We start from the raw sequence: 16,059 nt of genomic DNA on the forward strand, positions 1-16,059 counted from the left end.
TTGGATAGGTATGCAGGATCAATCAGGCTACTTTACTATTACCGGCGCCCCGGCACCGCTCGTTCTAACCGCTATCCACGACGGGGCGGCCGTACGCGAAGCGTTGCAGGACCGTTTCGCCCTGGATGAGTTGGAGCGGCGTTACGAAGAAGACCCCCACACGGCCACCTGGGCCCGACTGCGGGAGCCGCACATCGTCGGCCTGCACAGCCGCTTTGAAGTGGATCTGAATCGAAGTCGCGACAGTGCCGTATACCTCGAACCGGCGGATGCCTGGGGGTTGAACGTGTGGCGACACCGTCCCGACAGCGCGATGGTCGACCGGTCCTTGTCCGCGTACGACAACTTCTACCAAGAGGTGGAGGGCTTTTTACAGTCCGTTGTCGATCGATTCGGAAGTTTCGTTCTCTACGATATTCACTCCTACAATCACCGTCGTGAAGAGAACGATCGGATGCCCGCCGACCCGGAAGCAAACCCGGTGGTCAACGTCGGTACCGGCAATATGGACCGGGAGCGGTGGGCTCCCGTCGTTGAGGTATTTATGGAAAGTATGCGCGCCCACGGGCTGAATGGCGAGCCACTTGACGTACGTGAAAACGTGAAGTTTCCCGGAGGGCACTTCAATCATTGGCTGCACGATCGGTTCCCCGGGGTGTCGTGCGTGCTGTCGATCGAGTTTAAAAAGATCTTTATGGACGAGCACACCAATGAGGTGCATACTTCGGTGTTGCAACAGTTGCAGGAAGCTCTGGTCGGGACTTTCGATCCCGTCCTATCCGCGAGGGCTCGGGTCAACGAAAGTCTACAAGCATAAATTATATGGCTGAAATCACGACACATACCACTTACGATGTGGACGGTGTACTAGCGCGGCTGGATGCCGACGACCCCGTTTTGCTGGAGCTTCCCGGGGGCGGTAAACTATATCTTGCCCGGGCGGTGCCCTTTCTGACCGTATACCGGTACGGAAAGCAGGATCACGATTACGATCTGCACGCGGATGAAACTGCTTACTGCGTGTTAGGGTGGGATGAAGACCCACCAGTAGACTTCATCGATTTTCTGGGCAACCTGCTGGCGGAATTATCGGATCGTTTCGGTGGCGTTATGGTGCTCGAACTTTGGGTCAACGACGAAGGAACTACGCCACGGATGGTCGTCCATGCTGCCCCGGATCACCCCTCCGCGGTAAGTGAAACGCTGATCGATCACCTGAAAAGCGTGAAGGGACCTGATTCCCCGCCAACCATCGAGCTGAGGGAAGACTTCAGAACCCGGAACACCGGACCTCGGCCATTGCTGGAAGAAAAAGACCTGAAGCGTCGCGATATCCTGTTGTTGGGCATGGAGATCAACGCCTTCTTCCTCGGCGAGGGTGGACGTCCCTTCCCGTTGGTCCTGCGAAACTTCCGTGACGGTCTCCACACGGCGCTACGTCGCGCGTTTTTTGATTTCGTTCGTCTGGAAACCACCTACAATGCCTCCCATTTTGACCAATTGGGTAATCATCGGGTCAGCGACCTGGTGTGGGAGATCGACCGTAAGTTGGTGGAGATATCCAATAGCTTTCCGTTCCTGCTTCTGGTAACGGCGACGAATGACGACGAGGCATTTGATCGTTTCGCCGAGACTGGATATCGCACCGAACCCAACTTTCACTATCGCTTTCTGCCGGTCGATCCGGAAGGGGTAAAGCGGGAACTATTTAATCTGCCTATTGACCGGGTAAAAGACGCAACTCTTGCCTACACGCTGCGCGACAAGCGTGACGAGTTGTTTCGTATGCTGGACATGCTGGCTAATCGCGGTAACGAGCACTTTCGTTACGGCAGCATGCAGGTATTCGGGGGCGTGGACGATGAGCTTCTGAATATTGCCAACAGTTTGCTGACGGTGGTTCCACCACCAAAAAAGTCGGATGAGGAAGCCACCCTTGATGCCGGGGAATTCTTGGCTGCGTGTGAAAGCGAGTTTGCCTACTTATCCGAACAGTATCCGGTGGCCAAGCCGAGCGCGCTTATTCGCGACGATCTTAGCGGGCTCATGGTCTCTCAGGGCGTACTGAACATCGGTCATAAGCTGCGGGTGCCGCGCCGCCGGGTCGAAGCGCTCATTCAGCACGAGATCGGTACGCACGTTCTGACATACTGGAACGGGCAGGCCCAACCGTTGACGCTGCTCCACTCCGGTACACCCGGCTACGAGGACCTCCAGGAAGGTCTGGCGGTCCTTGGCGAATGGTTTGTCGATGGTATCACGCCCGGTCGGTTACGCAATCTGGCGGCCCGGGTCGTAGGGATTGCCTACATGCTTCGGGGCAACTCGTTCCCGGACACCTTTGCCCTGCTGCACGAACATCACGGACTGTCAGCACGTACCGCCTTCTATACGACGGCGCGCATATTCCGGGGCGGCGGCTTTACGAAAGACGCTGTCTACCTGCGTGGCCTGGTAGAACTGCTGGATTACCTGCGGCAAGGTGGTGATCTGGAGCCGCTTTTCGTCGGTAAGTTGCGACTGGATTACGTTCCCCTGCTCGACGAACTGACCCGCAGGGGTATCCTTCGTCCACCACCGCTTATTCCTCGGTACTTCCGGGAAGACCGCGAGGCCGGCCATCCGAAGTTGAACCGACTACGGGCGGGCATGACGGTCTTCGATCTGATTCCACGGTAGCCATAACATACAATTCATACATACTCTCCCCCAAACCATTACCATGAGCTCACCTATGAAGCTAGCCTTCGTTGTCAATCGCGTTGAAACCGAAGGGCCGACTTATACCACCACCGTCCTGGCCCACCGTCTGCACCAGCGCGGACACGAAGTATTCTATTATTCCGTGGGCAAACTCGACTACGTAAAGGACGGTCGCGTGGGCGGTTTGGGTTACTTCGCCCCCCCGGGAGACTATGCCGAGCCGGAAGCTTACCACCAGGCGCTTCACGGTAACCTCGAGGATGCACGCCCCATCTTCACTGACGAACTGGACGTGATTTACCTGCGCAACGATCCGGGAGAAGATGCCGCGGACCGGAACTGGGCTACCAACGCCGGACTCAGCTTCGGACAACTTGCATCCTACCAGGGCACGATCGTCGTCAACGATCCATTCGGTCTGAGCCATGCGTTGAATAAAATGTATCTCCAGCAGTTTCCGGAAAGCGTACGTCCACGAACGATCATCACGCGGCGAATTGAAGAGATCCGCCGCTTTGCCGAAGAAGAGCATAATGATATTATCCTCAAGCCACTGCTCGGTTCCGGGGGGAAGAACGTTTTTGTAGTCCGGGAAGATGATCACCCCAACCTGAATCAGATCGTGGAAGTCATCAGTCAGAACGGGTACGTTATCGCGCAGGAGTTTATGCCCGCCGCGGCGAAGGGGGATATCCGCTTGTTTCTGATGAACGGCGAACCCCTGATGGTGGATGGCCATTACGCGGCCGTACATCGAATGAGTGCGGATGACGATGTGCGGAACAATCTGCACGCCGGTGGATCCGGGAAAAAAGCCGAGATCACCCCGGAAATTTTGAAGATGATCGAGCTCATCCGGCCGAAGCTTATTGCCGACGGTATGTTTTTAGTTGGCGTAGACATCGCCGGCACCCGGCTGTTGGAGATCAACCTGGAAAGTCCGGGCGGACTACGGGGAGCAGGTATCCTGGAAGGTGTCGACTTTACGGTTCCGGTCGTGGAAGCCCTCGAAAAAAAGGTGCTCTGCATGCGTAACTACGGCAATCGAATTCCTAACCGCACGATCGCTACCCTCTAAGTATTCTCCATGCCTCTATATCTCGGTTTAGATCTGGGTACTACCTCCGCCAAAGTTTGTGCCTTCGATGAGGACGGCAAAATGGTAGAGGAACGAAGCGGTGGATACGAACTCTATTATCCCGACGAGGGGGCGGCGGTACAGGACGTCGACGAGATCATCGCCGTAGCCGAAAAACTACTCCGGGAATTAATGGCCGTCCTTCCCCAGCGCCCTGCCGGTATCGGGATCAGTTGCCCGATGCACGGCGTGCTGCTGCTGGACGCATCCGGAGCTCCGACCGGGCCGATCATGACGTGGGCCGACATCCGCTCACAGGCCGTAATGGATCAGTTCTCCCCGGATGAGCGCGACGAGCTTCGCCACCGTACCGGAACGCCGGTCCACCCTATGTCTCCGATGGTCAAAATGCGCTGGCTGACGGAGGAACGCCCGGCTGAGCTAGAGAAAGCTACCTATCTCAGCGATCTTAAATCTTTCCTGGTTGACAAATGGACAACGGACGGTCATCTGCTCGATGAGCAATTGGCCAGCGCCACCGGCTTGCTGAACCTGGAAACCCGCGAGTGGGATGAGGACGCGCTACGGGTGGCTGCGAATGGCAAGCCCTTTCCGCTTCGCTTACCCCGTGTCGTACCTGCGGGCTATTGTCTTAACTGGAAAACGGACATCGCTGACCGGCTGGGAGTAGCCGATATTCCGCTGTACATAGGTGGATCAGATGGCTGCCTGGCTAATCTTGGCAGTGGACTCTTGGAGCCGGGCAAGGTTTCCCTGACCATTGGCACCAGCGGGGCGGTGCGGGTTACGCACAAGGGCTTCAACGCCGGAACCGATCACCAGCTTTTCAACTACCTTTTATTTGACGATTACGCCGTTCTTGGGGGAGCAACCAACAACGGGGGAAAAGTGATCGAATGGCTATTTGATTTGTTGGGCAGCCACTTCGATAACATCGGAAATATGATCGAAGCCGCCACTGGCGCACCGGATACCGACCTTCGATTCCTTCCTTACCTGAATGGAGAGCGTGCGCCCATTTGGGACGCCCTGGCTACGGCCTCTTTCCAAAACTTACGCGGCAACCATACGGCCGTGGATATGGCGCGCGCCGTACTTCTGGGAGTGACGGACAACGTAATAGAGATTCTCCGACAAGTCGAACAAGCTACCTGCCCGGCGGAGGTGATCTACGCCAGTGGTGGATTTACGCGCTCCCAGGCCTGGGTCGATCTACTTGCTGAACGGAGCGGACGTCGCGTGGAAGTGGCCCACACTCCCCAGGCCAGCGCCTACGGTGCCGCGCTTATCGCTAAGCGCTATGCTTCCGTCACCACGTAAGCGCGAGCGGCGGGAGTAGAAGAAGGCCGTTGATGATCACCGCATAGTAATCCTCGCCCCGTTCGGGGCCTACGAATGCGCCAAACCCAATCCCGGTGCCGTAGGCCAAAGCAAGTTTACCGCCTGTAGCACCGGGATACGCGTAGAGGGATAGCAGCGCGCACCCCAGCAAGAGCGATAGGGCGAGACGCCGGTTGAGCCGGGGATAATTGGCGGCAAGCGTCTTGACGAGTTGGCGTCTGTCCAGGGCTACATCCCGCGTATCAAAAAGCAGGGCTATGGCCAGCGTAAACAGGAAACGGATCAGGGCCTCTATTCCCAAATGGTGGGGTAGGGTAGGGAAGACGTGCGTCATGAGTGTCCAGGCCAGGGCAACCCAGATTACTTTGAGGTAGGGAAAATCGCGCAGGCGGGGGCCACCCGGATAGATCGGAATGAGATAGAAATACGTGAACGGTACGGCAAAAACAACCGGCCAAAATTGCGACAGGGGTATGAGGAGAATGGTGGCCGTAGCGGCGACCAAACTTCCGCACCCTACCAGCAGCGTTAGTCGTGGGTGTTTGGCAACTACCCGATAACGGCGCCCGTCGGGCTGTCCTCCGGCTCGATGGAAACTAAGCAGACGGTGCAGAGTGTACACCCCGAGTGTAGCTGCCAGTACGAAAAAGTGAATAGCACCCAGACTTGGCTGGCCGCCCGCGAGGTAGGTGGACTGCCAGCTAAGTGCCAGGGCCGCAAGTGCAATCCAGATATGCCCGTAGAAGAGCCAGTTCAGCAGAGGATTGCGCATAAACCAGGGTGCTACACTTCGAAGTAATTAAAGCTCATTCCGTCTTCGATCTTCTCAAGGCTGTGGAGGATAAGTTCTATTACACCTTCCACGTCACTCTTAGCGGCCATTTCGACGGTAGTATGCATATACTTCAGCGGGAGGCTGATCAGTGCCGAGGCTACCCCTCCGTTCGAATAGGCGAAGGCGTCGGTATCGGTCCCGGTCGCCCGGCTGCTAGCCTCGCGCTGAAAATCAATATCGTTCTCCCTGGCGGCCTCGATGATCAGTTGGAGCAGTTTGTTGTGAACGGCCGGAGCGGTAGTAACACTGGGCCCTTTACCGGCTTTGACGTCCCCTACCTTTTTCTTGTCAAGCATGGGCGTATTCGTGTCGTGGGTCACGTCGGTTACGATGGCAACCTGCGGCTTGATGCGATCGGCAATCATTTGGGCCCCGCGTAATCCTACTTCCTCCTGTACGGAGTTGACGATGTAGAGCGAGAAAGGTAAATCAATGTTCCGCTCCCGGATGAGGCGCGCAACCTGCGCAATACAGAAACCGCCCATGCGATTGTCCAGCGCACGGCCACAGTAGTAGCGATCATTCATGACTTCCAGATCGTCGGGGTAGGTGATTACACTCCCAACTTGTACGCCCATTTCATGGACCTCGTCTTTGTCCTTTGCCCCAATATCAATGAAGATATTCTCGATCTTAGGTGCTAATTTGCTATCCTCGCCCCGGCGGGTATGAATCGCCGGCCAGCCAAAGACGCCCCGGACGATGCCCTTTTCTCCGTGGATATTCACCCGTTTGGAGGGCGCTATCATGTGATCGCTCCCTCCGTTGCGAACCACGTACAGGTAGCCGTTATCGGTTATGTAGTGCACAAACCAGCTGATCTCGTCGGCGTGACCCTCGATTACCACGCGGTAATCTTTGCCGGGGTTGATGACGCCGTAAGCCGTGCCGTATGTGTCGAGAGCGATCTCGTCAACGTAAGGCCGGATGTAATCGATCCAGAGTTTTTGTCCGGCACTTTCGAAGCCGGTGGGGGAGGCGTTATTCAGGTAATCGTGTAAAAATCTTTCTGAAGAATCGTTTAAAATCGACATGTTGGTTGTTCAAAGTGGTTGAAAATAGAAGGCGGTTCGGGGTAACTTCGGTGTTTATAGCGATGCGGAATACGAGGTATTTAAAGCATAAAGGAGGGGCAAAGGATCAGTACGAGGTACTCTATTGCCTAATAGCCGTACACCCTGATTTCGCGGTGGTACTTAAGTAGACCGGATCGATGTAATTCGAAAAGTGAGCTAATGTTCTGCGGAGAAGCTGTCGCTCCAGGCGCGGGGATCCTGTCGCCATTCGGCCAGGGTTTGGGCTTCCTCGTCGGTGATGCGACCCGCTTCCTTTGATTCTGCCAGTAAGCTCTCGTAGTCACTCACGGTGACCAGCGGAACCTGGGCGTTTTGAAAAGCTCTTTCCGCCGCCGGGAACTGGTAGGTGAAAATGGCTACCGCACCGGCAATCTCGGCCCCCGCCTGCCGCAGTGCCTCGATCGCTTTTAGGCTGCTGCCGCCGGTGGAAATTAGATCCTCTATCACCAGGTAACGCTTGCCGGGATCCAGGCGACCCTCGATCTGGTTACGGCGTCCGTGCTCTTTAGCGGAACTGCGCACATAGACAAACGGAACACCCATCCGATCGGCCAGCAGGGCACCATGGGGGATGCCGGCCGTAGCTACGCCCGCGATCCCGTCAATTCCCGGGATGGTCTGTGCAACCTCAACCAAGGCATCGACCACCTCCGTGCGAATAGCCGGGTATGACAGCAAGACGCGATTGTCGCAGTAAATGGGCGATCGCAAGCCGCTGGCCCAGGTAAAAGGCTCCCGTGGTTGGAGCTTTACGGCTTCGACCGCCAATAATTGGCGGGCGATTCGACGGGATGTGTCCATAGTTTGTAAATTTCGCGCAAATGTACGTAATCTATATCAACGATCGTCCGCTGGCTCTCCGGGAGCTTTCCTCCCCCGGGCTATACGGCGACACCGCCCCCGACACCCATCTCGTTGCCCGGTATACCGGCAAGAAGAAGAGCCTGCTTAACTACGTTGACACGCTGGAGAAAGCCAGTCAGAAGGTCACCTCTATCGAGTTGCTGACGGACGATGTTGAAGCGCTATGGGCCGATTTTCAGTCTCATTACCGGTGGATAGAAGCTGCCGGCGGCGTGGTAACCAACACCGAGAACGGCAAACAACTCTTCATTTTTCGGCGCGGCTCCTGGGATTTGCCAAAAGGGAAACTAGACGACGGGGAGGATCGACCCACCGCCGCATTGCGGGAGGTAGAAGAAGAAACGGGGCTAGCGGAATTAGTGCTCGGTGAGCCGTTACCCGTCACCTACCACACTTATCGCGGTAAGAAAAACCGCATTCTGAAGCCTACTTACTGGTACCGCATGACGACGACGCAGCAGCAGTTGGTTCCCGAAACCGAAGAGGATATTCTGCGGGCTGAGTGGCGTCATGTTGATGAAGTGCTCCGGAGCGGAGATCCCCTTTACGAAAACCTCCGCTTCCTACTTAACCAGTACGTAGCTCGGAGTTAACCGGCTGCCTTTTCTATATTTGCGCCCCACTCACGACCTCCACTATGTACAACATTATATTATTTGGCCCTCCAGGATCCGGAAAGGGAACCCAAGCCGGTTTATTGGTGGACAAACACAATTTCCTGCACATCAGTACGGGAGACATGTTTCGGGAGGAACTTAGCCGCAATACCCCGCTCGGCAAGGAAGCCAGATCGTATATGGACGCCGGCCACCTGGTGCCCGATGAAGTCACGATCGCCATGCTTCGCAAGCGGGTGGATCAACACCCCGATGTTCCCGGTATCATTTTTGACGGATTTCCCCGCACTGATCCACAAGCGGCTGAACTGAACGACCTTATGCGGGAAAGGGACAGCCAGATCAACGCGCTGATCCTCCTCGATGTCGAGGTAGACACCATCGTAACGCGTATCCTGGGGCGCGGAGCCACCAGCGGACGTGCCGACGACCTCAAGGAAGACGTCATTCGGACCCGCTACGAAAATTTCGTCAACTACACCTCGCCGGTCTATGATTTCTACGACGAGCTGGGTCTGGCCCACCGCGTTGACGGTTCCCTGACGCCGGAAGAGGTTTCCCGGGAGATCGATGCCATCATCGGCCGGGAGTCCAAAGACAGCCTGTAGCGCACACCGGGGCCCTCGGGCCGTTGAGAACCCGTATGGCAAAGGCAAATTTCGTTGACTACGTAAAGATTAACCTGACCTCCGGGGACGGAGGGGCAGGCTCCCGGCATTTCTACCGGGCGAAGGGAATCCCGAAGGGCGGTCCGGATGGCGGCGATGGCGGTCGTGGCGGACACATCATTCTTCGCGGTAACCGCAATCTCTGGACGCTGCTACAATTTAAGTACAAGAAGCATATCCGTGCCGAGCACGGCCAGCGTGGCAGTGAAAACAATAAAACGGGATCCAGTGGCAATGACGTCATCTTGGAAGTGCCCCTGGGCACCATTGCCCGCGACGCGGAGACGAACGAATTTCTTGTAGAGGTCACAGCTCACGAAGAGGAGTATGTCCTCCTTGAAGGCGGCCGGGGCGGACTTGGTAACACCCACTTTAAATCGAGTACCAACCAAAGCCCCGAATACGCCCAACCCGGAGAAGCAGGTACCGAAGGTTGGTACATCCTGGAGCTGAAGGTGCTTGCCGATGTCGGCCTGGTGGGGCTGCCCAACGTAGGCAAGTCAACCCTCTTATCCGTGGTCAGCGCGGCGAAACCGGAGATCGCCAATTACGAATTTACAACCCTCGTTCCCAACCTGGGTATGGTACAATATCGCGACGGCAAGTCTTTTGCCATGGCGGACATTCCGGGGATTATCGAGGGGGCGCACGAGGGTAAGGGATTGGGGCACCGATTCCTGCGCCACATCGAACGGAATGCAACCCTGCTCTTCTGTATTCCGGCCGATGCCGATGACATCAAGAAGCAGTACCGTATTCTGCTACACGAACTGAAGCAGTACAACCCGGAACTGCTGGATAAACCTCGCGTGCTGGCGCTAACCCGGGCCGATATGGTCGACGAGGAGCTGAAGCGACTCCGCGCGGGGGAAGTACCAACGGATCTGCCAAGCCTGTACATCTCCGCCGTTACGGGTGAGGGAATGACCGCCTTAAAAGATATGCTGTACCAGATGATCATCTCCCGGCGGGAAGATTACGACGGGCTCCAGCAGCCTATGGAAGAGGAGTAGGATGGCTTAGAGAAAGCGATCCAAATCAGCCGCCAGTACGTTCCGCAGCGCGGCGGTGGCAAGATCCCGGGATTCTGTGGCACTAAGACCGCGTTGCTGGTACATGGCTTCCAGGCGAACCTGTGACTGGTAGTAGGCTACGCGCAGGGCACTGAGCAAACGCGCGTGGAGCGGGTCCTCTACGGCCCAGTCGTTCAGATTGTTCCAGACGGTTGACTCCCAGTTTCGTGCCTCCGAAGATTCCGCCGCGGAGAGTTTTCCGGTTGCCTGAAACAGAGCGGCTCGTTCGCGTGATAGCTCGGACTCCCGATCTACGTTGGCCAGGCCGGCCGCCAGATCCCCGGCAATGACTGAAAGTACGAGCATCTCCGGCCAGCTCACGGGGCCGGCGGTAGAGCGGCCCGGATCGTTCATCCCGGCTAGAAGGCGGTAATTTTTCAGTTCCTCCAGCTCATTCCAGGCCTTTTCGAAGGCACCGCGGGTACCCGTTCCGTAGTATCCGTCTATGCTGCCCTGGTAAAAGTCTTTCTCTTTGAGAACCCGTTGGAGTTCCGCGGCGGAATGTCGTTTCGTTTCGACGTCAATCTCAGGCAGGCTGGGTTTGGTCACCGGGACCGGCCGGACGGCCTCGGCTAAGGCGGCTTCTCCGCGAAGTTTGGTGGCGGGTGAAGCCGTAGCGACCGTATCTGCCGGCCGCGCCGCGGGAACAGGTGCGGGCGGCGGCGGCGCAGGTGAAATGCTGTCCCGGGGACCGGAAGGTCGTACGGGTGCTCGAGACAAATCAATCGGAATCAGGGGCTTTTTTATGCCTGTCTCAAAAAGTCCGACGGAGATTAGCCTTCCCGGCTTGATCGACCGGGTAAACGCATCGCCGTAGCCGAGTTCACGGATTCGGGCAAGGGCAGCGTTGGCGGCCTCGGCATTCGCGTAGGGGCCGGCAACCACCTTCGTAACCCCATCCCTTGCGTCGACGTAGAGGGTCCCCGCCCGCTCAAGCTCGGCCCAGTTGAGTTCTCTTCCGCGTCCGCGAAGCGCAATCTGGATGTAATCCGTAGCCTCCTTCTCCGATACCGGCAGGATGAAGGGAGCCGCGTTGCGAAATCCTCTGTTCTGTAAGTTCTCCGTTACGTCGGTAGCCCGGTCCTCGGACGTATAATTACCGATATAAACATCCGTGAGCTGGCCGTCCATCGGCAGACCGTACACGAAACCCAGTTCGGAAAGCTCGGCAAAGTCATCGGCGCGCACGTCCTGGAATGTGCCGATACGCACGTTGTAAAGTTCCTGGGCGGAGATTTTGGCCGCTACGACAAGCAGCAGTACGATTATCAGTCTTGGCATCGGTTGGTTGTTGGATCAGTAATGAAGGCGGGGGAGGCCGCGTATCGCGCAGCGGAATAACTCCCGGCTAAGGTAAGGGTTGACGGGGCATTGAGGTTCTCACCGGCGGCATCCTAGACAAGATATTGTGTTTGGGAACATCTTAAGCTCGACTGGACGGAGGCGGACAAGTCGGTTTATATACCCGTCCGTCCATGCAACTTTCTGCCTCCGAAACCGTATTTTTACCACGATCCCCAGCCAATGGTCCAGGCGATTAAGCCGGGGGCGATGACCGGTATGAATAGAAAGAGCAACGACCAGCGCGAAAAGGCGCTGATGGCCCTGGTGGCCAGGTACGAACAAGGGGCTCTCAGCGGGGATGCGGTCTTTCTCTCCGAAGAGGAATTCGAAGAGTTATTAATGCATTACTTCGGTAAGCACGATTACGACCAAACCCTGGAAGTGGCCGATTTAGCCATCACCCAACACACGTACACACCCGATTTTTATAAGTGGAAGGCATTGATCCACAAGATCAATCTCGAAGAAGACGATGCCCTTTCGACCCTGGAGCAGTTGAATATCTACGCCCCAAATGACGAAGAAGTCATGATGCTGCGCCTGGAGATTTACGTTCACTTCGAGCACCAGGAAGAAGCCCGCACCGCCCTCGATCAGTTGTACAACGTCGTGGAAGAAGACGAGAAGCTGAGCCTGCTCGCTTTCTTCGATGGACTACTCTGTATGCAGGAAAATCGCTACCGCGAAAGCTTCGAAGCGCTCTCGGAAGCCATTCGGTTGGATCCCTATCAGGAACCCGCCTACGATGAGTTGCTGAATGCTCCGGAACTTTCCGCCTTTCGGCGCGAGATCGGCGACCTGCTGAAGCGGCAGACCGACCGCGATCCCTTCAGCGACTTATCCTGGTTCTACTTCGGCCTCTGGCACGACGACGGTGGTGACGATCTCGCTGCACTGGATGCCTTTGCCAATGCCCGGTCCCTGAATGAGGCACGTAGTTCCTACGATCTGGAATACGCCGACAAGCTTTTCGATCTCGAAATGTACGAGCCGGCACTGCAGGCGTACAACGCTTACTTTGAATCCGACGAAGCGGAGGAAAGTTACGAAACCTGTATGCGCATCGGACGCAGTTATCAGATGCTCGATCAGATCACCGAGGCCAAGCGCGCTTATTTCCGTGCCGTTGAACTGGACCCGCAGATGTACGATATCTTTCAGTACATCGCCGAATGCTGCGTGGCGGAAGAAAAATGGGGCGTAGCTGCCTACAACTACGGTCGTGCCGTCGAGCTACCCAATCACACCGCCGATTGCTGGCTGGGCCTCGCCCTCTGCAGCTCGGCTACGAATGCTCCCCTGGAGGCCGAACAAGCGTTCTTGAAGGCCATCGAGATGGACGAGCAGTTCAGCGATGCTTACGTTTCCTACGCGCTGTTCCTGGTCGAGCACGGACGGGAAATAGACGCCATCAAAATGCTGGAGGAGGTCGTGGAAGCCTACGATGATGCCGCCCTGGCTTTCGGCACCGTCGCCATCCTCATGCTTTGTGGTCGCCGGCAGCGGGCCCTCGCCTTACTGCACGATGCCCTTAGCCAGTATTACGACGAGTACGACCTGCTCTTCAATTGGCATCCCGAACTGGTGGATGATGAAGAAGTCCAGGCGCTATTGCAACTTCATAAGCAGTAAATAGACGGCCGCCCCGACGGCCACCGAGACATTCATGGAGGTATTCTGTCCGTGCATGGGTAGATGGACCGCAGCATTGCTGAGTGATAATAGGTCCTCGGATATTCCTACGGACTCATTGCCGGCAATCAGAATGATCTCTCCGGCCGGAGGGGCAAAGTCGAATAGGGATTGACTATTGTCCGCAAATTCCAGAGAAAGGATATACGCCTCTCGCTCACGCGCCGCACGTAGATAAGTGAGGGGATCCGCCACCTCGGTATAGGGCACGGTGCGCACGGTGGAGCGGGCCGTCTTGCCGATTTTTGAGTTAGGTGGGCGGGGGGTGGATCCAGCCAGGACAATGCCATTTAAGCCAGCCGCGTCCGCCAATCTGAAAGCGGCCCCTACGTTGCGTGGGTTCGTCCAGTCGGGTAATAGAAGCGTGATCGGATAGCTCCGGGCTTGCCGGGGAACTTCGGTATGGGTGAGTTGACGGATAACTAAGTGGTTATTCGAAGTCAATCAACTGGACGTCGAAGATAAGCGCGGTGTTGGGGCATAAGTTAGCTGCCTCGTTCGCTCCGTAAGCCAGGCGAGGCTCCACGAACATCCGTATTCTACCGCCGCGGCCGATGAGTGGGAGCCCAATCTGCCACGCCTGGATCAGTTGGTCTAGCGGGAAGGTCACCGGCACGTCTCCCGTGCTGTCAAATTCGTCCCCCTCCGTCGTCTTGCCGGTATACGTCACCTCTACCTGGCTTGTCGCCGTCGGGCGCTCCGTTCCACCTGGCTCGTCGATGATGTAAATCAGCCGGTTGAGCATGGAGGTGTCACCACCGAGCGAGTCGATTTTCGCCGTGACGTATTCATCGATGTCCATATCACTGCCCTGGCAGTCATCCTGGCTACAGGCCGATACCGTAAGTATGGCACCAAAAAACAACGCCCAAATATAGGCCGGTACGGTCATGGTAGATCAGATTTGAACGGCAAAGTTAAGCAGTTACGCGGGAACGATTGCTAAATCACATTTGTGAATAAAATTGTCAAAAGGGGCAGATTGTAAGAGATGAACCCGTTTAGGCCCGCCAGAATCGGGTAATTGGAAAATTATTCAATTTTTTTTCACAAAATTGAACACCTTTCCCAGGTGTGGGTTAGATAATCAACGAACTAAGCGTATAAGATAAGGTGAGTGTATGTAAGCGGTCCGTCGGTAATCCGGCGGGCCTTTTTTTGTGCCTTACCCCATCAAAAAGTAGGTAGCTGCCTACCTACGGCTATAGTTCGGAGCCTCTTTAGTAATGGTGATATTGTGGGGGTGGCTCTCCATAATACCGGCACCCGTGATGCGCACGAACTCCGCCTGCTGCAGATCGGTGATCGTTGCTGCTCCACAGTAGCCCATTCCGGCGCGTAGTCCGCCCAGGTACTGGTTAACGACTTCCGCGAGACTGCCCTTGTAAGGTATCCGTCCTTCTATGCCCTCCGGTACGAGCTTTTTCACGTCGTCCTCCACGTCCTGGAAATAGCGGTCCTTACTTCCTTTATTCATGGCACCCAGTGATCCCATACCGCGGTAAACCTTGAACTTGCGACCGTCGTAAAGGATGGTTTCACCGGGGCTTTCGTCGACGCCGGCAAACAGACTGCCGGCCATGATCGTCGATGCGCCTGCCGCCAGCGCCTTGACGATGTCTCCCGAATAGCGGATGCCACCGTCGCCGATCACGGGTACATCCGTTCCCTTAAGCGCCTCGGCGGCATTGGCGATCGCGGAAAGCTGCGGTACGCCTACCCCGGCGACAATGCGGGTGGTACAGATCGAACCCGGGCCAACACCCACCTTTACCCCATCTGCACCTGCCTTGGCCAGTGCTTTTGCCGCTTCGCCAGTGGCTACGTTGCCTCCGATGATTTGCAAATCTGGGAAGGTATCCCGAACCCGCGATACGGCCTGCAATACACCCTGGCTGTGGCCATGTGCGGTGTCGATCGTAATGACGTCAACCCCGACTTCAACTAGGGCCTGTACCCGTTCAAGCATGTCCGCCGTTACGCCGATAGCTCCGCCAACAACCAGTCGACCGTAGGAGTCCTTGCAGGCATTGGGGTAGTTCTGAACTTTTAGAATGTCTTTGTAGGTGATCAGGCCAACCAGTGTCCCACTGTCGTCGACAACCGGCAATTTCTCGATCTTGTAACCCTGTAGGATCTGCTTGGCTTGCTCCAGGGTCGTCCCTACCGGTGCCGTAACCAGTTTTTCCGTGGTCATCCGCTCGCTGATCGGGCGGTCGGAAGCCGTTTCAAAGCGTAAGTCGCGGTTCGTCAGAATACCCACGAGCTCGAAGGAATCATTCACGATGGGAATGCCCCCGATCCGGTGCTGCGCCATCAGGTTTTTGGCATCGGCGACGGTCGCGTCGTGTTTAAGGGTTACCGGGTCCACGATCATGCCCGATTCCGAGCGCTTCACCTTACGTACCTCAGCAGCCTGCTGGGCGATGGTCATATTTTTATGTACGATCCCGATCCCTCCCTGTCGGGCGATGGCAATAGCCAACCGGCCGTCGGTGACGGTATCCATAGCCGCGGAAACGATGGGGGCATTCAGCCGAAGACCGCGCGTGAGTTGACTGGATAAGTCCACATCCCGGGGAAGAACTTCGGAATAAGCCGGTAGTAGCAGGACATCGTCGAAGGTCAGGCCCTGCACGGCAAAGCGATCGTGGGTGCTTTTGTTGTCTTCCATGCGCAAAAGTAAGCAATCCCGCCGTTTTGCCGGACTGTTCGGCAACTCCTTGCATTTTCCTGACTTACCGACT

The 16,059-nt window shown here is 56.4% G+C and carries 15 protein-coding genes; 8 read left to right on the top strand and 7 right to left on the bottom strand.

Features of this window, described 5'->3' with window-relative positions:
* Positions 1–10: 10 nt before the first annotated feature.
* The 4 genes from DRW39_RS14295 to DRW39_RS14310 are packed head-to-tail and all read left to right on the top strand — an operon-like array spanning position 11 to position 5,122.
* Positions 11–817 carry an N-formylglutamate amidohydrolase gene (locus tag DRW39_RS14295; RefSeq protein WP_116107740.1) on the top strand — a complete coding sequence of 269 codons (807 nt, stop codon included), beginning with the start codon at positions 11–13 and terminating at the stop codon, positions 815–817.
* Between the two features lie 5 nt (positions 818–822).
* Positions 823–2,679 (top strand): flavohemoglobin expression-modulating QEGLA motif protein, encoded by a 1,857-nt coding sequence (locus DRW39_RS14300; protein ID WP_116107741.1) that lies wholly within the window; start codon positions 823–825, stop codon positions 2,677–2,679.
* 55 nt (positions 2,680–2,734) lie between these two features.
* Positions 2,735–3,781 (top strand): glutathione synthetase, encoded by a 1,047-nt coding sequence (locus DRW39_RS14305; protein ID WP_116107742.1) that lies wholly within the window; start codon positions 2,735–2,737, stop codon positions 3,779–3,781.
* A 9-nt stretch (positions 3,782–3,790) separates the two neighbouring features.
* Positions 3,791–5,122 (top strand): gluconokinase, encoded by a 1,332-nt coding sequence (locus DRW39_RS14310; protein WP_116107743.1) that lies wholly within the window; start codon positions 3,791–3,793, stop codon positions 5,120–5,122.
* Here DRW39_RS14310 and DRW39_RS14315 read toward each other — a convergent pair.
* The 3 genes from DRW39_RS14315 to pyrE form a co-directional block, all read right to left on the bottom strand.
* Positions 5,112–5,915 (bottom strand): hypothetical protein, encoded by an 804-nt coding sequence (locus tag DRW39_RS14315; RefSeq protein ID WP_116107744.1) that lies wholly within the window; start codon positions 5,913–5,915, stop codon positions 5,112–5,114. The genes DRW39_RS14310 and DRW39_RS14315 overlap by 11 nt on opposite strands.
* Before the next feature lie 11 nt (positions 5,916–5,926).
* Entirely contained in the window at positions 5,927–7,012 is a 1,086-nt protein-coding gene (locus tag DRW39_RS14320) for a M42 family metallopeptidase (protein WP_116107745.1), read from the bottom strand.
* A 198-nt stretch (positions 7,013–7,210) separates the two neighbouring features.
* Entirely contained in the window at positions 7,211–7,855 is a 645-nt protein-coding gene (gene pyrE / locus DRW39_RS14325; RefSeq protein WP_116107746.1) for an orotate phosphoribosyltransferase, read from the bottom strand.
* 20 nt (positions 7,856–7,875) lie between these two features.
* On the opposite strand from pyrE, the gene DRW39_RS14330 reads away from it, so the two are divergent.
* Genes DRW39_RS14330 through obgE form a run of 3 tightly spaced genes read left to right on the top strand, consistent with a single transcriptional unit; the run spans position 7,876 to position 10,216 of the window.
* A complete protein-coding gene (locus tag DRW39_RS14330) occupies positions 7,876–8,511 on the top strand; it encodes an NUDIX hydrolase (RefSeq protein WP_116107747.1) in 636 nt (211 codons plus the stop codon).
* A 44-nt stretch (positions 8,512–8,555) separates the two neighbouring features.
* Entirely contained in the window at positions 8,556–9,143 is a 588-nt protein-coding gene (locus DRW39_RS14335) for an adenylate kinase (RefSeq protein ID WP_116107748.1), read from the top strand.
* A 35-nt stretch (positions 9,144–9,178) separates the two neighbouring features.
* Entirely contained in the window at positions 9,179–10,216 is a 1,038-nt protein-coding gene (gene obgE / locus DRW39_RS14340) for a GTPase ObgE (RefSeq protein WP_116107749.1), read from the top strand.
* A 6-nt stretch (positions 10,217–10,222) separates the two neighbouring features.
* Here obgE and DRW39_RS14345 read toward each other — a convergent pair whose 3' ends face one another.
* Complete coding sequence (locus DRW39_RS14345) at positions 10,223–11,557, bottom strand: peptidoglycan-binding domain-containing protein (protein ID WP_116107750.1); 1,335 nt, start codon at positions 11,555–11,557, stop codon at positions 10,223–10,225.
* A 270-nt stretch (positions 11,558–11,827) separates the two neighbouring features.
* Here DRW39_RS14345 and DRW39_RS14350 point away from each other — a divergent pair, with 270 nt between their 5' ends.
* Complete coding sequence (locus DRW39_RS14350) at positions 11,828–13,252, top strand: tetratricopeptide repeat protein (RefSeq protein ID WP_157976121.1); 1,425 nt, start codon at positions 11,828–11,830, stop codon at positions 13,250–13,252.
* On the opposite strand, the gene DRW39_RS14355 is transcribed toward DRW39_RS14350, so the two are convergent.
* The 3 genes from DRW39_RS14355 to guaB form a co-directional block, all read right to left on the bottom strand.
* Positions 13,229–13,756 carry a TrmH family RNA methyltransferase gene (locus tag DRW39_RS14355; RefSeq protein WP_116107752.1) on the bottom strand — a complete coding sequence of 176 codons (528 nt, stop codon included), beginning with the start codon at positions 13,754–13,756 and terminating at the stop codon, positions 13,229–13,231. The two genes, DRW39_RS14350 and DRW39_RS14355, sit on opposite strands and share 24 nt — an antisense overlap.
* Positions 13,743–14,204, bottom strand: a complete 462-nt coding sequence (locus DRW39_RS14360) for an FKBP-type peptidyl-prolyl cis-trans isomerase (protein WP_116107753.1) — start codon at positions 14,202–14,204, stop codon at positions 13,743–13,745. Before DRW39_RS14360 ends, DRW39_RS14355 begins: the two co-directional genes overlap by 14 nt.
* Before the next feature lie 300 nt (positions 14,205–14,504).
* Positions 14,505–15,986 carry an IMP dehydrogenase gene (gene guaB / locus DRW39_RS14365; RefSeq protein WP_116107754.1) on the bottom strand — a complete coding sequence of 494 codons (1,482 nt, stop codon included), beginning with the start codon at positions 15,984–15,986 and terminating at the stop codon, positions 14,505–14,507.
* Positions 15,987–16,059: the final 73 nt, after the last annotated feature.

Origin of the sequence: Lewinella sp. IMCC34191 (assembly GCF_003390935.1) — a bacterium.
In the GTDB taxonomy this organism is placed as follows: Bacteria; Bacteroidota; Bacteroidia; order Chitinophagales; family Saprospiraceae; genus Neolewinella.

What these genes read in the sequence shown, in the direction of transcription:
- DRW39_RS14295 (WP_116107740.1), top strand. Translation starts at nt 11, where the DNA reads ATGCAGGATCAATCAGGCTACTTTACTATTACCGGCGCCCCGGCACCG.
- DRW39_RS14300 (WP_116107741.1), top strand. Translation starts at nt 823, where the DNA reads ATGGCTGAAATCACGACACATACCACTTACGATGTGGACGGTGTACTA.
- DRW39_RS14305 (WP_116107742.1), top strand. Translation starts at nt 2,735, where the DNA reads ATGAAGCTAGCCTTCGTTGTCAATCGCGTTGAAACCGAAGGGCCGACT.
- DRW39_RS14310 (WP_116107743.1), top strand. Translation starts at nt 3,791, where the DNA reads ATGCCTCTATATCTCGGTTTAGATCTGGGTACTACCTCCGCCAAAGTT.
- DRW39_RS14315 (WP_116107744.1), bottom strand. Translation starts at nt 5,915, where the DNA reads ATGCGCAATCCTCTGCTGAACTGGCTCTTCTACGGGCATATCTGGATT.
- DRW39_RS14320 (WP_116107745.1), bottom strand. Translation starts at nt 7,012, where the DNA reads ATGTCGATTTTAAACGATTCTTCAGAAAGATTTTTACACGATTACCTG.
- pyrE (WP_116107746.1), bottom strand. Translation starts at nt 7,855, where the DNA reads ATGGACACATCCCGTCGAATCGCCCGCCAATTATTGGCGGTCGAAGCC.
- DRW39_RS14330 (WP_116107747.1), top strand. Translation starts at nt 7,876, where the DNA reads ATGTACGTAATCTATATCAACGATCGTCCGCTGGCTCTCCGGGAGCTT.
- DRW39_RS14335 (WP_116107748.1), top strand. Translation starts at nt 8,556, where the DNA reads ATGTACAACATTATATTATTTGGCCCTCCAGGATCCGGAAAGGGAACC.
- obgE (WP_116107749.1), top strand. Translation starts at nt 9,179, where the DNA reads ATGGCAAAGGCAAATTTCGTTGACTACGTAAAGATTAACCTGACCTCC.
- DRW39_RS14345 (WP_116107750.1), bottom strand. Translation starts at nt 11,557, where the DNA reads ATGCCAAGACTGATAATCGTACTGCTGCTTGTCGTAGCGGCCAAAATC.
- DRW39_RS14350 (WP_157976121.1), top strand. Translation starts at nt 11,828, where the DNA reads ATGACCGGTATGAATAGAAAGAGCAACGACCAGCGCGAAAAGGCGCTG.
- DRW39_RS14360 (WP_116107753.1), bottom strand. Translation starts at nt 14,204, where the DNA reads ATGACCGTACCGGCCTATATTTGGGCGTTGTTTTTTGGTGCCATACTT.
- guaB (WP_116107754.1), bottom strand. Translation starts at nt 15,986, where the DNA reads ATGGAAGACAACAAAAGCACCCACGATCGCTTTGCCGTGCAGGGCCTG.